Consider the following 19752-nt stretch of genomic DNA (forward strand, 5'->3'; position numbering starts at 1 on the left):
CGAATCTAGCGTTGAACCAGCTCGTTGCGCAACGTAGGGCCGCGGGGGAATCGCTGGTCCATCTGGCCTTCGGCGAGGCGCGCTTGCCGTTGCTGCCCGAGCTGGCCGAACAGCTCGCGATCGGTGCGACCCGCACGTCCTACGGTCCGGTGGCCGGATCGTTGCAGGTGCGCGCCGCGGTGGCGGGCTATTTCACCCGCCGTGGTCTGCCGACCGATGCGGACCAGATTGTGGTGGCTCCGGGGAGCAAAGCTCTGCTCATGGCGATCCAGCTGGCCATTCCAGGCGACGTGGTGCTGCCGCGGCCGGCGTGGAACACCTATCGACCGCAGGTGAACTACGCGGGTAAGCAGGGCTTCGGCGTGCCGATTCCCGCAGCGTGCGGTGGGGTACCCGATCCAGAGGCCTTGCAGGACAAGCTGATCCGGGCCCGACGCGAAGGCGCCACACCGCGGCTGCTGATCCTCACCCTGCCGGACAATCCGACAGGAACCCTGGCGCCGCCCGAGTTGATCCGGCAGCTGTGCGCGCTGGCCCGCGCGGAAGATCTGCTGATCGTTTCCGACGAGATCTACCGCGATATCGTCCACGACCCCGCCGCGACGCCGTTCTCGAGTCCGGCCGAGCTGGCTCCGGAGCGCACCATCGTCGTCACCGGTCTGTCGAAGTCGCTGGGGCTGGGCGGCTGGCGCATCGGCGCGGCGCGCTTTCCGGACGGCGATATCGGCGATAAGCTGCGCAATCCGGTGCTCGCCGCGGCCAGCGAGATCTGGTCCGCGCTGGCCGCTCCGATGCAGCAGGTCGCCGCCTATGCCTACGCCGAGCCGCCGGAGGTAACCCAGCGCATGGCCGATGCGGCCCGCCTGCACGGGCACGTCGCCCGCGCGGTGCACCGGATCGCCGTCGCGGCCGGAGCACGGTGCCGCCCGCCGACGGGTGGCTTCTACGTCTATCCGGACTTGGAGCCGCTGCGCCCGCAATTGGCCGCCCGGGGCGTCACCGATGCGGCATCGCTGGCCGAGGCGCTGCTGGAAGAATCCGGTGTCGTGGTCCTAGCCGGTCATCTGCTCGGGGACGACCCGGGTGCGTTGCGGTTCAAAGCCGCCACGAGCCTGCTCTACGGCGATGAGCAGCAGCAGGCGGCGGCGCTCGCCGCCGCCGATCCGGTGGCATTGCCGCAGATCCGGGCGAACCTCGCGCACGTTGCGCACGGTCTGGCCCAGCTCACCGATCAGCGATCCGTAGCGGCCGAAGATGTCATTTGAGTCTCAGGGTAAGTTTTTCGTGAACGATTTCGGCGTCTTCTTCGAGTTGATCGAGGTCTTCGTGCACCAGGCAGACCAGGCCCCATGCGCTGGCAAGGCCGGTGGTCGCCGGAACGTACGCGCCGCGGCGCGCGAGGATCCGTGAACGGTCGTACGAGGGTAATTTCCGCACGAGATCGAGGCCGTCGATCTCGACGACCGATCCGGGCTCGATATTGATGAGACAGCAGACCAGGAAGTTCTTCTCGAACTGGAATGTTGCGACCGAATCGGCGCCCAGATACAGTCGGACATTCTCGCTGAACGGGCTGGTTCCGGTGCACGCCTCGATCATCTCGGGTATCAGTGCGCCAGGTAGTCGGTTATTCACCTCTATGGCAACCGGCCCGCCGGCGGAGTATTTGAACTCCGTGTCGTTGATGCCGATCCTGACACCCAACGCGGCATTCACCGCTTGGAGGTAAGAGATCGAGTTCCTGATCGCAGGCAGGTCCGGTGATACCGATCGAAAGTTCCGGTAGACGCTGAGATTGTCGCCTAACCGGACCTTCTCAAAGCTTGCTGCGCAGACGATCTGCGGCGATTCGATATGCGGTGAATATGCGATATTAGCAGAGTATTCCGGGCCGTCGATAAAACTCTCGATCAACGCATAGGATGTGGTGTTGCCGTACATGTCGGGTGCTGTCAAAATTCGATGGACTGCACGAAGGACCGATTCTTTGTCGTCGCATCGCGTGACATGGGAGGATCCTGCGGAAGCAGGTGGCTTGGCCACGACCGGATAGCTCAACCGATCCGCGAGCTCGACAGCCTCGGTGACCGAGCGCACCGTATGCCAATCCGCGCACGCGAGGCCGCTTCGGCGCCACGCGGCCTTCATCTTATCCTTATTCGTGCGTGCTTCCACCAGATCGACATTGTTGCCGAGCAGTCTCATTCGGGCGGCGAGTAGATCACTTGGTCCGACTCCGGTTTGGGCTCCCGGGATCACGGCCCGGACGTGGTATGCCTCGAGCGCGCCCGCCAGCTTGTCGAGGTTGTCGAAGTCAGCCAGTCGAAGGACAGCGCGGTAGTCGTCGGTGCGGTAGCTGGCCAGGACATAGGGGGTTGAGAATTCTTGGGACAGAACGGCGATCGTGTCGACGCCGATCCGTGCGGCCTGCGCGCCGTACGGTCCTGCGGATGCCACGGGGTCGACCACGGCGACCACCGGGACGTTTGTGTCGGTCATGGGGAGGTCTCCTGCGGTTATGAGACGAAGATGAAGTATCCGGATTTCGTCGGAGGTGTATCCGGGTCGTTTGATGCGTGCGCTGGGTACTGGGTGTCCGTGCCTGAGGTGCATTCGGCACGGAAATACCGTTCTTCTGGCGCGGTCAAGCCAAGGCTGTGCTGATTGTCATGGACTGGTCCTTTCTTGATCTGTTATCGGCTGATATCGGCGCGCAGTCATCCACACCAAAAGTGCGATAACAAGCAAAGTGCTAGCGGGCAGCAGGTATGAGAACCGTGTCGCGACCTCCCTGGTGACAGCTGCGGTGACGTCCGCGCCACCGACACGATCGGAGACAAGTGCGATACTCAGACCGATCAGTGCCACGCCTGATCCGGAGCCCAAGGCGAATGCGGTCTCCTGTATGGCGCCGACATCGGGCTGATCAGCGATGCGGGCGGACTCGACCATGAGCGTGGTGCCCGACGCGGCCGCGACACCGGTCGATATGCCGACCACAATGATCGCGTAATATCCCAGCGACAAGTTCAGTGCGGACATTGTCAGGAATCCAGCGCAGTCGGCGGCAAGCGCCATTGCCAAGGCCGCCGACGGCGCGAATCTGTTCAGCAACCGCGGCGTCGCTATCGCCCCAAAGGTACACGAGAGCGCCAGCGGAACGATGAGCAGCCCGGCTGCCAGCGGTGTCTTTCCAGCCGCCAATTGATGATACTGCGTCATCGAGAATATCGCCGCACCATAAAATCCCCACGAGGCCATGACCGCAATCGTCGCCGCAGCAAATCCGGCATTCCGAAAAAGGTGGAGTTGCAATGTCGGAGTCCGCGATCGGAGTTGCCGATACACGAAGGCGCCGATGGCGATCACACTGACCGGAATCGCCACCACGCTGAGCGAATTACGCAGATGCGCATCGCTGAGTGACTGCAACGCATAGGACAAACCGCCGATGCCGACGACGCTGCACGCCAAATTGATGAGGTCCACCGGGCGCGGGCTGCCTGCCGCTTCGTCGAGGTAAACCCAACCGATCGCCGCGGCGCCCACCGCGACTGGCACATTCACCAGGAAATTCGCGCCCCACCAGAAATGCTGGAGCAAGATACCGCCGATCACCGGTCCCAACGCTGCGCCGAGGCTCGCGCTCGCGGTCCATATCGACACCGCTAACCGCCGCCCGATGGGCTCAGTGAAGATCGCGCTCAACAGCGGTATCGAAGTAGCCATCAGGGCCGCCGCGAAGATGCCTTGAGCGCAGCGCAGCACGATGACCTCGACGGGTGATCGCGCGAAGGCTGCGGCAAATGATGCGATCGCGAAACCGGTCAGGCCGATGATGAAAGTACGTTTACGGCCGACCCAGGTGCTGATCGTGGCCAGCGTGACAATAGTTGCCGCGATGGTCAACGTATAGCTGTTCACGGTCCAGACGGTCTCGGCTGTGTTCGCATTGAGCACGCTGATCAGTTCGGGAAGAGCCACATTCAGGAGCGTGGTGTCCATACCTCCGATGAACAACGCGGCGGATAGCGCGACCAGTGCCAGTATCTGACGGTAGGTGAACCTCCTCCGGTCCGGCAACGTCCCGGTATTCGGTGATGCGCCAACAGTTTCCAAGATGCCGTCGCCTTTCGCGGATTCCAATTCATTCCCGAGGATCTCGCCCGGCGCCGGATTTCCGATCGGGTGTCCTGGATCCAGGTAATCCCGTCCGGACCGCGACTGCAACCGACCGGGCCGCTCAATGGCCCTGATTTGCGGATCCGGGCTTTGCTGTACAGAGTAGAGCCGCTGGGCGGCCCCTCCGGTGCCGAAATAAAGTACGCACCTTGTGAATTGGACTCGCTTACCCGGCCGTGGGATCGCGATGGCAGGAATTCAGTACCTTGTCAATGTCTTTCAGGGACTGGCCGCGGAACTGTCTTGACAGCAGAAGGTTTCACGCAACGCGAGGAAGATTTCATGGGCACCGGAGAGCTCGAATGCATCGAACGGATGACGGCATGGATTCGGCCGCCATCGTCCGTCGGCTCCCTGGTGAGGCGCAAGCTTGGCCTTCGTCGTCCTACTCGGAATACGGTAGCGCCCGGCCGATTTCGGCGGCGGCGTGGACGACCAGGCCGGCGATCGCCGGGCACAGCGTGCGCGCGAAGACTACCGCGGTAACCGCGGCGACGCATTCACCGTTCGGCCGCCGGATTGGTGCCGCGGCGCAGGAGATGCCCACGGCGGCGTCCTCTTGATCGATCACCACTGCCCGAGGTTCGCCGAGCCGGGCGCGTAGCTGCCGAATATCCTTGTCGGACCAGCATTCCCGCAGCCGGAACGCTGGCTCGGGCTGGCTGGCGAACAAGACTCGCCCCACGGCGGTGCGTCCTGCGACTTCCCCGAAATCACCGAGCTGTAGCCAAGGCGCCCGGTTGTGCGGTATTGCTCCGGCGACCATCGGCAGCTTGCCCGCTTCGAGCACGTGAACATAGGCCATTGTGTGGGACATGTCCGCTAGCCGGTGCAGCGGCGCGTCCACGGCTTGACGCAGTTGCGCGTCGGGCCGCCACTGTCGACCCAGAGTGGCGAGCCTGGACCCAACTAGATGGCGGCTGCCCACACGTCGCACCGCGTTCATGGTGACCAGTTGCGCGATGTGCCGGCGGACCGTCGTCTTCGGCAGTCCGGTCGCCTCGACCAACTCCATTACGCGCAGTCCTTCCGGTGCACGGCCGAGGGTCTCGAGTAGCGAGAACGCGTCTTGCAGGACACTCCGGCCGGATTCGGCGGATTCGGCGGATTCGGAGGTCTCGGTGAGCCGGACGAGATTGCCCTCGTCGGATTCGAGCATGCCTGATTCCTCCTCGCACGCACGGGACGGTACTGCCGACTGTCTGGTTCCAGGCGCCCCGAGCATCCTGACATCGCTATATACGGAATCCGCGTTGTTTTGGTTCGATCAGACCTGGACCCGCTGGGCAGACTCCGTCCTGAGTAACCCGAACGCTCCACACAGTTCTGCGCACCGTTGCCCGGTTCGGGTCGGAGCGTGTTTGTCAGCGCCCTGCGCTGATTTCGCGACCGCCAGGCGCCGCCTTTGGTTCAACCGCGACTGGTCTCGAGGAGTAGGCGGTAGGTGCGGGAGTCGCGGGGGCTGAAGCCTGCTCGCTGGTAGAAGGGTGCCGGTCAGCTCAGCCTGTGTTTGGCGAGAAGGGCTGTGTCGTCGAGGATTTCGTTGGTGGGGCCGTCGGCGACTATGCGGCCTGCGTCGAGGATTACTACTCGGTCGCAGATGCGTTGGGCGTAGGGGAGGTCGTGGGTGACCATGAGGATGGTGGTGGGGAGGGCGGTCAGGACGTCGGCTAGTTCGCGGCGGGCCACGGGGTCTAGGTTGGCGGCTGGTTCGTCCAGGACGAGGACTTCTGGTTGGCAGGCGAGGACGGTGGCCAGGGCGGCGCGGCGGCGTTCGCCTACGGAGAGTTGGGTGGGGGAGCGGTCGGCTCGGTCGGACATGCCGACGGCGGCTAGGGCGTTGCGGACGTTTTCGGTGAGTTGGGTGCCGCGGATGCCGAAATTGGCGGGGCCGAAGGCGACGTCCTGTTCGACGGTGGGCATGAAGAGTTGATCGTCGGGGTCTTGGAAGACCAGGCCGACGCGTTGGCGGATGGCGCGAACAGTGTTGCGGTTCAACAGGGTTCCGCCGATGTGTACCTCGCCCGAGGCTGCGATGAGGACGCCGTTCAGGTGCAGCATGAGGGTGGATTTGCCGGCACCGTTGGGGCCGAGGACGGCGACCCGTTCGCCGGGGGCGATGTCGAGATCGACGCCGTGCAGGGCGCCGGTTCCGTCGGGGTAGGCGAAGGTCAGGTCGACCAAACGTACTGCGGGCGTTGCCAGATCGGTCATCGGAGCGCCCACGCGGTCAGGCAGACGCAGATCGCGACGACGGCGGGCAGACAGCCGAGTAGCCATTGCGTTCGTGTCGCGGGCTGGGTGCCGAAATCCGGTACGGCGCCGTCGAAACCGCGCGACAGCATGGCCAGATGCACTCGCTCGCCGCGTTCGTAGGAACGTAGGAACAAGGTGCCCGCACCACGTGCCGTCGCGCCTGCTTGACGCAGGGTTCGCGGGTCGTCGCCGCGGGAGATCCGCGCCAGGCGCATCCGCGCCGCCTCCTCGAGCAGCACGTCGACGTAACGGAGCATCAGCACGACAATGGTGACGATCATGCCCGGAACGCGCAGCCTGGTCAGGCCGCCCGGCAATTCGCGCACGTTCGTCGTAGCGGCCAACGTCAACGAAACTCCCACGCCGATAGTCCCTTTCGCGACGATCCCCCACGCGGCATACAGTCCGGTAGTAGAAAGTGACATCCCGAGAAACGTCGTCCTAGGCTCACCCGCCGCGAACGGCAGCAACACCGCCAGCACAACGAAGGGCAGTTCGATCAGCAGCCGAGGCGCGATCCAGCGCAACGGAATGCCCGCCCACTCCCAGAACACGATCAAGCCGAGCGCATAACAACCGAAGGGCCAGAACAATTCTCGCAGCGTCGCCACGACGGCGAACACCGTCAACACCGCGCAAATGATCTTCACCTCGGCCGGAACCCGATACGCCGGTGAACTTCCCGGCAGATACAGGCGATGGCTGGTGACGGTCACTTACGTCGACTCCGACTCGGTAGCACTGTGGGCGTGGTTCTTCCGTCCGGTCCGAATCAAATTCACCAGGGCGAACAGCACCGCGAACGCGGCCGCCACCCCGAGAATGCCTGCCACGCCGGTGAGTTTGTTGTCGCCATCGATCGTGTATCCCGCGAACGGCGACTTCGCGAGGTGATGCTCCTTGGCATTCTTGGCGATGCAGTCGCCCTGTAGCTGTTCGGCACCGTCGACCTGGACCACGGTGCAACCACGCTGAGTGGTGGCGTCGAGCCCGTCCGGCTGCGAACTCGCCACGTACGACAGCAGTCCCGCGACGAGCACCGCCACCGCGGCGAACGCGAACAGGAATCCGGTCATCGACAGCCGAGGCCGCAGCGGTGTCGCGGCGGTGCGGCGCTGACCGGTGACCCGCAACAGATAGACGAGGTCGGGTCGCGCGTTGACCACCGCGATGAGCGTGATCGCGGTGATGATCCCTTCCCCGACGCCGATCAGCGCGTGCGTGATGAGCATGTACCCCGCGACCGCCCCGACGGTCGAGCCCGCCGCACCGCCGATCGCGTACTCGATCACGAAACCTATTGAGGCGACAACAGTTCCGGCGAACGCGGCGACGAATCCGACGATCCCGATCCCCGCATCGGCTCGCCGCCGGGACAGCACCGGCAGCACGAGGCGCGCGACCGTGTACCCGACCGTGACCCCGATCAGCGACATGTTCGTGATGTTCGTGCCGAGCGCGGTCAACCCACCATCGGCGAACAGAAGCGCTTGAACGACAAGCACAATCGCCACACACAGCGCACCGACGTACGGCCCGACCAGAATCGCGGCAAGCGCACCGCCCAATAGGTGCCCGCTCACTCCCGGCATGATCGGAAAGTTCACCATCTGCACCGCGAAGATGAACGCCGCCACCAGCCCGGCCATCGGCGCGGCCCGCTCATCCAGCTCGGCACGGGCCCGCCAAGCCGCGAAACCTAGGCCGCCGACCGCTATTACCGCGAAAATCAACGAGGTCGGCGCGTTCACGATGCCGTCGCTCATGTGCATGGCCTGGGTGGTGCTGTAGCTCACCCCTCGAGACGATACTCGCGATACATGATCAGTTGAACAGATGTTCCTATATCGGTAAGGACTGGTCGTATCCGCCCAGGACCGGCAGAGTAGACATGTGGCAGTGAGCATTCCGCTGGACCCCGATCACGCAGGCCGTGCCGCATCGGGTTTGGATATCGCCGGTATCGAGCACTGGGCGGGCCGTTTCGACCTGCTCTCCGACGCCAACCGGCTCCGCCTCCTGGTGTGCCTGCATCACGCACCCGACATCAGCGTCAGCGATCTCGCCGCCGCCGTCGGCATGTCCGGCACCGCGGTCTCGCACGCGTTGCGCCTGCTCCGCCACCAAGGCTGGGTATCCAGCGCCAAACACGGCCGCATCGTCCGCTACCGCCTCGCCGACGACACCATCCACGACCTGCTGCATTGGATCGGCGCCACGCATGCGGAGGAATCGATCGAACAGGAAGTCGTGGGCAGCACCTGATCGCACGTGGTTCCTGCGCGAGCATTGATTGCCGATCGGTGGCTGTGATGGTTGAACGGCGAGGTCATCGCCGCCGGCCAGGCGTATGAGAGCAAGGCCGCGGCGAAGAACGGCATCGAGTCGGTGCAGAAGAACGCCTCCGTCGCCACGGTCGACGATCAGACCGGGTAGTCAATCGGCGTCGCGGACAACCTCGTTGCCCGAGATTGCCCAGCTGCCGCCCGCACTGGTCGCGCCCCGTAGTCCGTCGAGGACTTCGGGGCCCGCGAGCGCCGCGCACATCGGATCCGCCAGCGACGCGAACGCGAAGGTGCGGCGCGCGGTCCAGCGGGTGGAGTGCACGAGCCGTCGGCTCAATTGCGCGAAACCCGGGACGGCGGCGGCGATTACCCACGCGTCGGGGGCTCCGGCGGTGAGGCGTTGGGCCTGCCGCAGCCAGGATGCGGCGTCCTCGGGCCAGTCGACAACGGCCGACACGCGGTAGCCGAGCTCGCGGCACGCCGAGGAAAAAGCATTCGCCGCCGCGGCGGAGTGGAAATCTCGGCTGTGTCCGATGCTGACGGTCGTGCCAGATTGATGTTGTTGCTGCAACATCACCAGGAGGCGCTCGAGTTCGGCTTCGGTGTGCGGCAGGGGAGCCGGCGGCGGGGGAAACAGCCCTAGATTTCGCAGCCGCGGCGAGGGACGATCGGCCTCACCGCGCGAACGAAATGCGTGGTTTCCGGACAACTTCCGTTGCATGCTCACACCTCGAAGACGCTGGCACCACGCGATTCGTGAGATGGCGAGACCCGCCACCGTCCGCCACCGTCCCCAATGCGGCTGGACCAGCTCAGGCGGCCGACCGAACCAGGTGCCGAGCGCGTCCAACAGCCCGTTGGCACTGTCGTTCTCACCCAACCCACGCCGCGGAATCGTTGAGCCGGTTCCGCCGGATCCCCTCGCGCCCCGCTCGGCGAGCGCACGTCGAGCGGGACATGACCGCAGCGCACGTCGAGTGGACGCGCGCTGATGGATCAGGATGCCGGACCGAGCCAGGTGGCCAGCGCTTCGACCAGGCCGTCGTCACCGGCTCGGTCGCTGACCCAGGCCGCGTAACCGTCGGGCCGGATGAGGATGGCGGCCGGAACCGCGATGTCACCCACGCCGGGGACGGCCCAGCGCTCATCCCGGCTGCGAGCGTCGACCACATCGACCCGATCCCGCCACCCCTGCGCCAACGGAGCTTGGTTCCCATTGAGCCGCAATAGCATCGGACGGCCTGAGCGCAGCAGCTCGAAGACCCGAGTGTCGCCCTCGCCCGTGACGAGATCCCCATCCGGCACCCGCCGTCCAGCCAACGGATGATCCCCCTTGGTGTCGTACCGAATATCGAGCGCGGTGATCATCAGCCCGAGCCGCTCCCGCACCACATCCATATCGATCAAATCGCCCATGATGTCGCGCAACGCCTCCATATGCGCCCCCGGCCGCTGCAACGCGGTCTGCGCCCGAGTGTTGTGCAGCACGCGAGCCCCGACCGGCAGTCGCTCCGACTCATAGGTATCGAGCACCTCGTCGAACCCGTTGCCCCGCAAGGCGACTGCCAACTTCCAACCGAGATTGACCGCGTCCTGCACGCCGAGGTTCTGTCCCTGCCCACCGGCGGGGTAGTGAATGTGCGCCGCATCTCCGGCGAGGAAAACACGCCCGTCGCGGTAACGATCCGCCTGCCGAGCCGCATCACCGTAATGCGTCACCCACCGCGGGCTGTGCATGCCGAAATCGGTGCCCGCGATCTCGATGTAGTTCTTCCGGAAGTCCTCGAACAACAGCGTCGATCCACGCTCCATGACGAGGTCGTGCCGCTGTACGACCAGCCGCCACCAGCCGGGCTCGAACTGCACCGCCGAGTAATCGCCTGCCCCACGCCGCAGCCCGAAGAACGGCTCAGCGGGCGGATCGGCCAGTTCGACATCGGCCAGCATCCCGGTCGCGGTCGCATCGGTCCCGGTGAAGCCGATGCCGGCCAGCTTGCGCACCGTGCTGCGCCCACCGTCGCAGCCGACCAGGTAGGCGGCGCGAATCCAGCGGGTCCCGTCCGGTCCGCCGACTTCGACGTCGATCCCCGTCGCGTCCTGCCGGAACCCGACGACCGGCGAACCCCACCGCACCGGCGCACCCAATTCGGTTGCGCGCCGGTCGAGTTCGCGCTCGACCACCGACTGCAGTACCGCGAGCATGAACGGGTACCGAGTGTGGAAGTCGCTGAAATTCAAGCGCAACGCACTGAAGTGTCCCGCCCGCATGACGCGCCCCTGCGGCATCAGGTCGTCGAGCAACCCGCGCTGATCGAAGATCTCCATGGTGCGCGCGTGGATGCCACCGGCACGCGATTCGCCCGTGCGCAAGGGCAGCCCGTCGAGCAGGACCACCTCGACTCCGGCCAGCCGCAGTTCGGCCGCCAGCATCAGCCCGGTAGGCCCGCCACCTGCGATAACAACCTCGGTCGTCTCCATGACCCGCTCCTTAACAAAGTTAAATCCCTTAACGCTGTTAAGTAGACAGCGAACGTTGTTAAGCTGTCAAGAGGTTCCCGACAGGAGGCGGCAGTGAAGCTCGATACCCAGGTCATCGCCCAGGCGGCACTGGACCTGCTCGACGACGTCGGCCTCGAGGGCCTGACCATGCGCAAGGTGGCCGCCGCACTCGACGTGCAGGCGCCCGCGCTCTACTGGCACATCAAGAACAAACGCGAACTGCTCGACGCGATGGCGCGAACCGTCTTCGTCGCGGCCGTCGAGGGCGTCGAGGCGCCGCGGCAGGGCGAGGCGTGGCAGGAGTGGGCGATCGGGCTCGCTACCCGCCTGCGCCGATCGATGCTGCGCTACCGCGACGGCGCGAACGTGCTCGCGGGCACTTACGTCGACGACGAAGCAATGTGGCGCACAGTGGAATTGATGCTGCGCACGCTCGAGGACGCGGGCTTCGCGCCCCGTGAGTCGGCCCGCGTGTTCCCGATCTTGTTGCACTACACCGTCGGCTTCGTCATCGAGGAACAGGCGCGCAGCGGCGCGGAATACGATAGCAATCCCTACCGGCCCGATCGCCTCGAAAAGGTCATCGACGCCGCCCGATATCCACTGACCGCCAATTTGGTAGACACCCTTTTCACTGCTGATTACGACGCCGAGTTCGACCACGGTCTGCGCGTCATTCTGGCCGGAATCGTCACTACCAGAACGGGACAACCGCGCTGATTCGGCCACGACGGCGCAGGGCGCGGAGGTAGCCTCGAAAGGGGTCCTACTCGATGATCCGAGAACCGCGATGCACGAAATGGCCATTACCCAGAGCGTCATCGACGCCGTGTGTGAGCACGCCGCCGGCCGGACCGTACACAGTGTCACCGTCGAGGTCGGCGCGTTATGTGCGGTGGTGCCCGACGCGATGCAATTCTGTTTCGAACTCGCCGCCGAGGGGACGGTCGCCGAAGGCGCGCGACTGGTCATTCAGCAAATACTCGGCACCGCCGAGTGTCGTTCTTGCGGCGCCGAATTCGGCCTGGCCGATCCGATTGTGCTGTGTCGTTGCGGGAGCGCTGACGTCGAGATCCTTTCCGGGCGCGACCTACGCATCCGGTCGATGGAAGTGAGCGAAGCATGTGCGCAACCTGTGGATGTGGCGACGACGCGGCAGCCGTGATCCGCGTCCCGCACGAACACCACCAGCACGGCGATCATGAGTACGACCACGAGCACGGCCATGATCATCACCACGAGCACCAGCACGGCCCCGGCGCCGATCATGTGCACCTGCCGCGCACCGAGACGGTGAGCCTGGAAATGAAGGTCCTGGCCAAGAACGATCAACTGGCGCAACGCAATCGGGAATGGCTGGCCGAGCGCGACATCCTCGCGCTCAACATGATGAGCTCACCCGGCGCAGGCAAGACCACGCTGCTGGAGCGGACCATCCGGGAGCTCGGCGAGCTGCCGGTCGCGGTGATCGAGGGCGACCAGGCCACCCTGCTCGACGCCGAGCGAATCCAGGCGACCGGCTGCAAGGTGGTGCAGGTCAACACGGGCGCCGGTTGCCATCTGGATGCCGAGATGATGCAGCGCGCGCTGGAGACCCTGGACCCCGCGCCGGGCACCCTGCTGTTCATCGAAAATGTCGGCAATCTCGTCTGCCCGGCACTGTTCGATCTCGGCGAACGCAGCAAGGTCGTGGTTATCTCGGTGACCGAGGGCACCGACAAACCGCTGAAGTATCCGCACATGTTCGCCGCCGCCGAGTTGGTGCTGATCAACAAGATCGATCTGCTGCCCTATGTGGACTTCGATCTGGACAAGTGCGGCGAGTTTGCCAGCGCGGTGAACCCCGGCGTGCAGATCCTTCCGCTGTCGGTAACCACAGGTGAGGGCGTGGATCGTTGGTACTCGTGGCTTTTCGAGCAACGACGTCCTCTGAAATCGGCCGCCCTTGAGGATGCCGTCAAGCAGGGCCTAGAATAACGTGATCAGGATCACATTCGGATGATGTGTCTTCAAGCCCAGTGAGACCGCAAACCGAAGATCCGCTGTGGAAGGTGGCAGCTAGATGCCAACTCAGGAAGCAGTGCGAGCCGAAGAGACTCTGATCCATGTGCTCTGGATCAACGCGGGTCTCAGTTGCGATGGCGACTCGGTAGCGCTAACCGCCGCCACCCAGCCAAGTATCGAAGAGATCGCCTTGGGTGCCCTACCTGGGCTGCCCAAAATTGCGGTGCATTGGCCGCTGATCGATTTCGAGTGCGGTCCGAACGGTGGGGCCGACGACTTCCTGGAGTGGTTTTTCAAAGCCGATAGAGGCGAGTTAGAACCCTTTGTGCTGGTCGTAGAGGGTTCGATACCTAATGAAAACCTGCACGATGAAGGCTATTGGTGTGGTTTCGGCAATAACCCCGCGACGGGCCAGCCGATGACCACCAGCGAGTGGCTGGACCGTCTCGCGCCGAAAGCGACCGCGATAGTCGCGGTCGGTACCTGCGCGACCTATGGCGGCATCCACGCGATGGCAGGCAACCCGACCGGAGCCATGGGTGTGCCCGACTACCTCGGCTGGGATTGGAAGAGCAAGGCGGGCATTCCGATTGTCTGCGTGCCCGGCTGTCCCATTCAGCCGGACAATCTGTCGGAGACGCTCACCTATCTGCTCTACATGGCCACCGGTCAAGCGCCGATGATCCCGCTCGACGAGGCGTTACGACCCAAGTGGTTGTTCGGCGCGACCGTGCACGAAGGATGCGACCGCGCAGGCTATTACGAGCAGGGCGATTTCGCGACCGAATACGGCTCGCCGAAATGCATTGTGAAACTTGGCTGTTGGGGCCCGGTTGTGAAATGCAATGTGCCCAAACGCGGTTGGATCAATGGCGTCGGTGGCTGCCCGAACGTGGGCGGCATCTGCATCGGCTGCACCATGCCCGGCTTCCCCGACAAGTTCATGCCGTTCATGGACGAACCACCCGGCGGGAAGCTCTCCTCCGCCGCATCAGGGCTCTACGGATCCATGATCCGCAGCCTCCGACACATCACCGGCCGCACGGTCGACAAAGAGCCGCGCTGGCGGCACAAGGGCGAGAAGCTGACAACTGGCGCGACTCGCACCTGGTAGGAGGATCTTCGATGACTGCCATCATCCCTGAGCCGTCGCGCAAGGTGATCGACCCCAACAGTCTCGTGGAGATGGCCTGGGATCCGATCACGCGCATTGTCGGCAGCCTGGGTATCTACACCAAGATCGATTTCGAGAACCGGGAAGTCGTCGAGTGCCATAGCACTTCGTCGATCTTCCGCGGCTACTCGATCTTCATGAAGGGCAAGGATCCACGCGACGCGCACTTCATCACCAGCCGCATCTGCGGCATCTGTGGTGACAACCACGCGACGTGCTCCTGTTACTGCCAGAACATGGCGTACGGGGTGAAGCCACCGAACCTGGCCGAGTGGATCGTCAATCTCGGCGAGGCCGCCGAGTACATGTTCGACCACAACATCTTCCAGGAGAACCTGGTCGGCGTCGATTTCTGCGAACGGATGGTCGCCGAGACCAATCCCGGCGTGCTGGCGATGGCGGAGAAGACGCTCTCGCCGCACTCCAACGACCACGGCTATCGGACCATCGCCGACATCATGCGGGCGCTCAACCCGTTCACCGGCGAGTTCTACCGGGAAGCCCTGCAGGTCAGCCGGTATACGCGGGAGATGTTCTGCCTGATGGAAGGCAGGCACGTGCATCCGTCCACGCTGTATCCCGGTGGCGTCGGCACCGTCGCGACCATTCAGCTGATGACCGACTACATGTCCCGGCTGATGCGCTACGTCGAGTTCATGAAGAAGGTCGTGCCCATGCACGACGATCTGTTCGACTTCTTCTACGAGGCGCTGCCCGGTTACGAACAGGTCGGCCTACGCCGAACCCTGCTCGGCTGCTGGGGCTCGTTCCAGGACCCCGATTTCTGCAACTTCAACTACAAGGACATGGCGGAGTGGGGCCGCAAGATGTTCGTGACTCCGGGCGTCGTCGTCGACGGCAAGCTGGTCACGACGTCGCTGGTCGATATCAACCTCGGCATCCGAATCCTTTTGGGCAGTTCGTATTACGACGACTGGACCGATCAGGAGATGTTCGTCAAGTCCGATCCGCTCGGCAATCCGGTCGACCGGCGCCACCCATGGAACCAGCACACGAATCCCCGGCCGCAGAAGCGCGACATGGACGACAAGTACAGCTGGGTCATGTCACCGCGCTGGTACGACGGCAAGGACCATCTCGCGCTGGACACCGGCGGTGGGCCGCTCGCCCGCCTGTGGTCGACGGCGCTGGCTCGGCTGGTCGACATCGGCTACGTGAAGTCGACCGGGCACAGCGTGCAGATCAACCTGCCGAAGACCGCGCTGAAGGGTCCGGTCAGCTTCGAATGGCATGTGCCCGTGCACGGCAGCAACACGATCGAACGCAACCGGGCGCGCACCTACTTCCAGGCGTACGCCGCGGCGTGTGCGTTGCACTTCGCGGAGAAGGCACTGGAAGAGATCCGGGCAGGCCACACCAAGACCTGGGAGAAGTTCGAGGTGCCCGACGAGGGCATCGGCTGCGGCTTCACCGAGGCGGTGCGCGGCGTGCTGTCGCATCACATGGTGATCCGGGACGGCAAGATCGCGAACTACCACCCGTACCCGCCGACGCCGTGGAACGCCAACCCACGCGACAGCTACGGCACGCCGGGCCCGTACGAGGACGCGGTGCAGGGTCAGCCGATCTTCGAGGAGAACGACCGCGAGCACTTCAAGGGCATCGACATCATGCGCACCGTGCGCAGCTTCGATCCCTGTCTGCCGTGCGGCGTGCACATGTATCTCGGCAACGGCAAGACGCTGGAGAAACTGCACTCACCGACGCAAACGCTGACCGCGGAGTGAGGCCCGGTCGAGCGGAGGGTCGGAGAAGATGACAGTAGACGATCGCCCGGGAGACCAGCCAGACACCGCACTCGACGACGAAACCCGCTGGCGCACAGCGGGTGAACGGATCGAGACCCTGCTGGACGCGAGTTCGGCGGGCGGGGCCATGGCCCGTGAGCGCGCCGAGAACCTGGTGCGTGAGGTCGCGGATCTGTACGGCGCCGGGTTGCAACGGGTGTTGCGGTTGCTCGGCAACGACACCGACACGATCGATCGCCTCGTCCGCGACGATCTGGTGGCCAGCCTGCTGCTGGTGCACGGACTGCACCCGCACGACGTGCACACCAGAGTGCGGACGGCGCTCGACACCGTGCGGCCCTACCTCGGGTCGCACGGTGGGGACGTGGCGCTGCTCGGTGTCGCCGACGGTGTGGTGCGGCTCGAGCTGTCGGGCAGCTGCAAGACCTGTCCGTCGTCGTCGGTGACGTTGGAGCTGGCGGTCGAGGACGCGGTGCGCGCCGCCGCGCCCGAGATCGTGTCCATCGAAGTGGCGGAAGCGCAGGCGGCGTCGGCGGGTGTGATCGCCGCCGACTCGCTGTTCTCCCGGGTGCACGCCAACGGTCAGCAGTCCGGCCAGCCCGCCGGAAACTGGGTGGCGGTACCGGAACTCGCGGAACTGCAGCCGGGCGAGGTGGGCGGTTTCGATATCGCCGGGCTGATCGTGCTGGCCTGCCGGGTGGGCGACAACCTGTTCGCCTATCGGGATCACTGCCCGGCCTGCGACAGCTCGCTGGCCGGGGCCGCGCTGCATCGTCGGGTCGGCTATCCGGTCGGCGACGCGGTGCTGCGCTGCCCGAACTGTCTCGCGCATTTCGACGCGGTGCGGGCCGGCGCGCGGGTGGACGGCGAGGGACATCTCGAACCGCTGCCCGTGCTGGTGCGTTCCGGTGAACTGTCGGTGGCGGTACCGGTGGGGGTGAGTGGGTGACCTCGCCGTTTCGCGCCCTGCAGCGGATCACCGCCGACCGGCCACCCGTGGTGCCGGTCGGCGAGCGGTGCGAGATGTGCGCCGAGCCGATCTCCGACGAACACCAGCATGTGGTGAATGTCGAAGGCAGACAGTTGATGTGCACCTGTCGCGGGTGCTATCTGCTGTTCACCGATCAGGGCGCGCAGCTGCGCTACCGGGCGGTGCCGGACCGCTATCTGCATTTCCCCGAATTCACGATCAGTCAGGGGGAGTGGGACGGTCTGGAAATCCCGGTGGGGCTTGCCTTCTTCTTCCGCAACTCGGCCCTCGATCGGACCGTCGCGTTCTATCCGGGGCCGGCCGGTGCCACCGAATCCGAACTGCCGCTTGCCGAATGGCAGGCGGTGCTGGATCGGCATCCCGAATTGACCGTGCTGGCACCGGATGTCGAGGCGCTGCTCATCCGGGTCCCGGAGCACGGCACCGGCGAGGCCGTGTGTCTGCTGCTGCCGATCGACACCTGTTACGAGTTCGTCGGCCGGATGCGCACGCTCTGGCGCGGTTTCGACGGCGGGCAGGATGTGCACGACTACCTCGACGAGTTCTTTGCCGCCGTGTCCGCTCGCGCGAAACCGGCTCGACCGGGCGGTGCGTGATGAGCCCGGTCAACTCGATGACCTTCGCGGTACTCGACGTGAAGCCGGAACCCTATGCCGTCGCGCCGAATCTGACCGCGCGCATCGGCATAGCGTCGCTCGCCGACGAGCCCGTGCACGCGATCGCGTTGCGGGCGCAGGTGCGCATCGAACCGCACCGTCGCCGCTACTCCGAGGAGGAGGGCGAGGGCCTGGCCGACCTGTTCGGGCCGCGGGAACGCTGGCGCGACACCCAGCGGACCTTTCTCTGGATGCACTGCGCCACCATGATTCGCGGCTTCAGCGGTGGGTCCGAGGTGGATCTGCCGATGCCGGTCACCTACGACTTCGAAGTGACCGGGTCCAAGTATCTGCATGCGCTGCGCGAGGGCAGTGTGCCGTTGATCTTTCTGTTCAGTGGCACGGTATTTCTCAAAGGGACAACGGGTTTCGGGATTCAGCAGATCCCGTGGGACCGCGAGGACAAGTTCGACATGCCGGTGTCGGTCTGGCGCGACGTGATGGCCGCGCACTATCCGAACTCCGGCTGGTTGCGACTGACCAGGGAGACCCTGGATGCGCTTGCCACGTACAAGTCCGAGCACGGGATGCTCGGGTTCGACGACGCGGTGACTTCGTTGCTGGCGCGTTGTCCGGAAGAGACCCCGTCGACCGGCGAGGCACCGTCATGACCGCCGAGACCAGGGCCAGAGCGCGCGCCGTCGCCGACGCGGTGCTGTACGAGGGGTACCTGCTGTATCCCTATCGGGCGAGTTCCCGAAAGAACCAGTCGCGCTGGCAGTTCGGTGTGCTCGGTCCCGAGGGTGCCGCCGCGAACGGGCTGGGCGAAGAGCCGAGTATGTCGGCGCAATGCCTGATCGACGCGACCGCCGACACGGCGATCACCCTGACCGTCCGGTTCCTGCAGTTGCAGCGGCGCGCGGTCGAGGATCGGGACGGGGCGCGGATCGCGGAGCTGACCGTCGGTACGCGTTCATGGATCACCTGGGATGAGGCCGTCGAGCGCGAAATCGTCATCGGCCCAATGCCGCTCGCCGCCGGGACGTGGCCGGTGCGGGTGCCGGGTGGGACCGACATCGAAGACATCACCAACGCGACGGGCAAGGCGGCCGGTCGATTGGTGCGCACCCGCCTCGCGCTGGACTCGCAACTGGAACTCGCCGTCGATCAGGACGCTGGCTACCTCCGGCTCACGGTGCTGCTCCGCAATACCGGCGCGGCCGCGACGGATCAGCGCGACGCGATCGCCCGCTCGCTGATCGGCGCCCACATCATCGCCGAAGTCACCGACGGACAGTTCATTTCGCTGCTCGAACCACCGGCCGACGCGGCCGACGCCGCCGCCCGCTGCGTGCGCGACCGCTGGTTCCCGGTGCTCGCCGGACCACCCGGCGACCAGAGCCTGCTGCTGATCTCGCCGATCATCCTCTACGACCACCCGGAGATCGCCGAGCAGAGTGACGGACCACTGTTCGACTCCACCGAGATCGACGAGATCCTCACGTTGCGCGTGATGACGATGACCGACGACGAGAAGGCGCAGGCCCGCGCCACCGATCCGCGGGCGGCCCAGATCATCGACCGCTGCGACGCCATGACGCCGGAGTCGATGCAGCAGCTACACGGCGTGCTGCGCGACCCGCATCTCGGGCAGCCACAACTGATTCCGGAAATCCCCGAGGGTGTCGACTGGTGGGATCCGCTGGCCGACAACGCCGTTCAACCCGATTCCGACGCGGTATCGATCGCCGGGGTGCGGGTGCGTAAGGGCAGCAAGGTGCGGCTGCACCCCTCCCGGCGGGCCGACGCGCAGGACCTGTTCTTCGACGGCAAGGTCGCCCGCGTCACCTCGGTGCACGAAGACGTCGACGGCCACGCCCACGTCGGCGTCGTCATCGACGACGACCCGGCGGCGGATCTGCACGAATGGTACGGCCGCTACCTGTATTTCGCGCCGGACGAGATCGAACCACTCATCAGCCCCGAAAAGTAAAGG

General features: G+C 65.1%; 20 protein-coding genes and 1 pseudogene. 12 read left to right on the top strand and 9 right to left on the bottom strand.

Annotated elements, in window-relative coordinates; all coding sequences use genetic code 11:
- Nucleotides 1–11: 11 nt before the first annotated feature.
- Nucleotides 12–1265: a pyridoxal phosphate-dependent aminotransferase gene (locus ACIBK2_RS11145; RefSeq protein ID WP_396966042.1), complete on the top strand. Its 1254-nt coding sequence runs from the start codon at nt 12–14 to the stop codon at nt 1263–1265.
- On the opposite strand, the gene ACIBK2_RS11150 is transcribed toward ACIBK2_RS11145, so the two are convergent.
- The 7 genes and pseudogenes from ACIBK2_RS11150 to ACIBK2_RS11180 form a co-directional block, all read right to left on the bottom strand.
- Nucleotides 1258–2499 carry an ATP-grasp domain-containing protein gene (locus ACIBK2_RS11150; protein WP_396966044.1) on the bottom strand — a complete coding sequence of 414 codons (1242 nt, stop codon included), beginning with the start codon at nt 2497–2499 and terminating at the stop codon, nt 1258–1260. The two genes, ACIBK2_RS11145 and ACIBK2_RS11150, sit on opposite strands and share 8 nt — an antisense overlap.
- A gap of 168 nt (nt 2500–2667) precedes the next feature.
- Entirely contained in the window at nt 2668–4119 is a 1452-nt protein-coding gene (locus tag ACIBK2_RS11155) for an MFS transporter (RefSeq protein ID WP_396966046.1), read from the bottom strand.
- Nucleotides 4120–4567: 448 nt separating this feature from the next.
- Nucleotides 4568–5341: a helix-turn-helix domain-containing protein gene (locus ACIBK2_RS11160; protein ID WP_396966048.1), complete on the bottom strand. Its 774-nt coding sequence runs from the start codon at nt 5339–5341 to the stop codon at nt 4568–4570.
- Between the two features lie 335 nt (nt 5342–5676).
- Nucleotides 5677–6396 carry an energy-coupling factor ABC transporter ATP-binding protein gene (locus tag ACIBK2_RS11165; protein ID WP_396966050.1) on the bottom strand — a complete coding sequence of 240 codons (720 nt, stop codon included), beginning with the start codon at nt 6394–6396 and terminating at the stop codon, nt 5677–5679.
- Nucleotides 6393–7154, bottom strand: coding sequence for a cobalt ECF transporter T component CbiQ (gene cbiQ / locus ACIBK2_RS11170; RefSeq protein WP_396966052.1), 762 nt, complete (start codon nt 7152–7154; stop codon nt 6393–6395). Before cbiQ ends, ACIBK2_RS11165 begins: the two co-directional genes overlap by 4 nt.
- The gene (locus tag ACIBK2_RS11175) at nt 7155–7514 is read right to left on the bottom strand and encodes a PDGLE domain-containing protein (protein ID WP_396967184.1); all 360 of its coding nucleotides are present in this window, start codon (nt 7512–7514) and stop codon (nt 7155–7157) included.
- Nucleotides 7515–7547: 33 nt separating this feature from the next.
- A pseudogene (locus ACIBK2_RS11180) lies at nt 7548–8210 on the bottom strand (energy-coupling factor ABC transporter permease); the annotation flags it as partial.
- 121 nt (nt 8211–8331) lie between these two features.
- Between ACIBK2_RS11180 and ACIBK2_RS11185 the strand changes: the two are divergent.
- A complete protein-coding gene (locus tag ACIBK2_RS11185; protein ID WP_396966054.1) occupies nt 8332–8703 on the top strand; it encodes an ArsR/SmtB family transcription factor in 372 nt (123 codons plus the stop codon).
- Nucleotides 8704–8754: 51 nt separating this feature from the next.
- Entirely contained in the window at nt 8755–8874 is a 120-nt protein-coding gene (locus ACIBK2_RS11190; RefSeq protein WP_396966056.1) for a YegP family protein, read from the top strand.
- Here ACIBK2_RS11190 and ACIBK2_RS11195 read toward each other — a convergent pair whose 3' ends face one another.
- Nucleotides 8875–9444, bottom strand: coding sequence for a hypothetical protein (locus ACIBK2_RS11195; RefSeq protein WP_396966058.1), 570 nt, complete (start codon nt 9442–9444; stop codon nt 8875–8877).
- A 275-nt stretch (nt 9445–9719) separates the two neighbouring features.
- Nucleotides 9720–11201 carry an FAD-dependent monooxygenase gene (locus ACIBK2_RS11200; protein ID WP_396966060.1) on the bottom strand — a complete coding sequence of 494 codons (1482 nt, stop codon included), beginning with the start codon at nt 11199–11201 and terminating at the stop codon, nt 9720–9722.
- A 93-nt stretch (nt 11202–11294) separates the two neighbouring features.
- Here ACIBK2_RS11200 and ACIBK2_RS11205 point away from each other — a divergent pair, with 93 nt between their 5' ends.
- The 9 genes from ACIBK2_RS11205 (at nt 11295) to ACIBK2_RS11245 (ending at nt 19749) form a co-directional block, all read left to right on the top strand.
- A complete protein-coding gene (locus tag ACIBK2_RS11205) occupies nt 11295–11942 on the top strand; it encodes a TetR/AcrR family transcriptional regulator C-terminal domain-containing protein (RefSeq protein ID WP_396966062.1) in 648 nt (215 codons plus the stop codon).
- Nucleotides 11943–12012: 70 nt separating this feature from the next.
- The gene (locus tag ACIBK2_RS11210; protein ID WP_357378855.1) at nt 12013–12387 is read left to right on the top strand and encodes a hydrogenase maturation nickel metallochaperone HypA; all 375 of its coding nucleotides are present in this window, start codon (nt 12013–12015) and stop codon (nt 12385–12387) included.
- Nucleotides 12345–13199 carry a hydrogenase nickel incorporation protein HypB gene (hypB, locus tag ACIBK2_RS11215; protein ID WP_396966065.1) on the top strand — a complete coding sequence of 285 codons (855 nt, stop codon included), beginning with the start codon at nt 12345–12347 and terminating at the stop codon, nt 13197–13199. The genes ACIBK2_RS11210 and hypB overlap by 43 nt, the downstream gene beginning before the upstream one ends.
- Before the next feature lie 85 nt (nt 13200–13284).
- Nucleotides 13285–14340 (top strand): hydrogenase expression protein HypE, encoded by a 1056-nt coding sequence (locus ACIBK2_RS11220; RefSeq protein ID WP_379283782.1) that lies wholly within the window; start codon nt 13285–13287, stop codon nt 14338–14340.
- 11 nt (nt 14341–14351) lie between these two features.
- Nucleotides 14352–16148, top strand: a complete 1797-nt coding sequence (locus tag ACIBK2_RS11225; protein WP_396966068.1) for a nickel-dependent hydrogenase large subunit — start codon at nt 14352–14354, stop codon at nt 16146–16148.
- Nucleotides 16149–16176: 28 nt separating this feature from the next.
- Nucleotides 16177–17118 (top strand): NifU family protein, encoded by a 942-nt coding sequence (locus ACIBK2_RS11230; protein ID WP_396966070.1) that lies wholly within the window; start codon nt 16177–16179, stop codon nt 17116–17118.
- Nucleotides 17115–17756: a DUF5947 family protein gene (locus tag ACIBK2_RS11235; RefSeq protein WP_396966072.1), complete on the top strand. Its 642-nt coding sequence runs from the start codon at nt 17115–17117 to the stop codon at nt 17754–17756. The genes ACIBK2_RS11230 and ACIBK2_RS11235 overlap by 4 nt, the downstream gene beginning before the upstream one ends.
- Nucleotides 17756–18427 carry a DUF6084 family protein gene (locus ACIBK2_RS11240; RefSeq protein ID WP_379283786.1) on the top strand — a complete coding sequence of 224 codons (672 nt, stop codon included), beginning with the start codon at nt 17756–17758 and terminating at the stop codon, nt 18425–18427. Before ACIBK2_RS11235 ends, ACIBK2_RS11240 begins: the two co-directional genes overlap by 1 nt.
- Entirely contained in the window at nt 18424–19749 is a 1326-nt protein-coding gene (locus ACIBK2_RS11245) for a hypothetical protein (RefSeq protein WP_396966074.1), read from the top strand. The genes ACIBK2_RS11240 and ACIBK2_RS11245 overlap by 4 nt, the downstream gene beginning before the upstream one ends.
- Nucleotides 19750–19752: the final 3 nt, after the last annotated feature.

Source organism: Nocardia sp. NPDC050175 (genome assembly GCF_044459885.1).
Taxonomy (GTDB): domain Bacteria; phylum Actinomycetota; class Actinomycetes; order Mycobacteriales; family Mycobacteriaceae; genus Nocardia.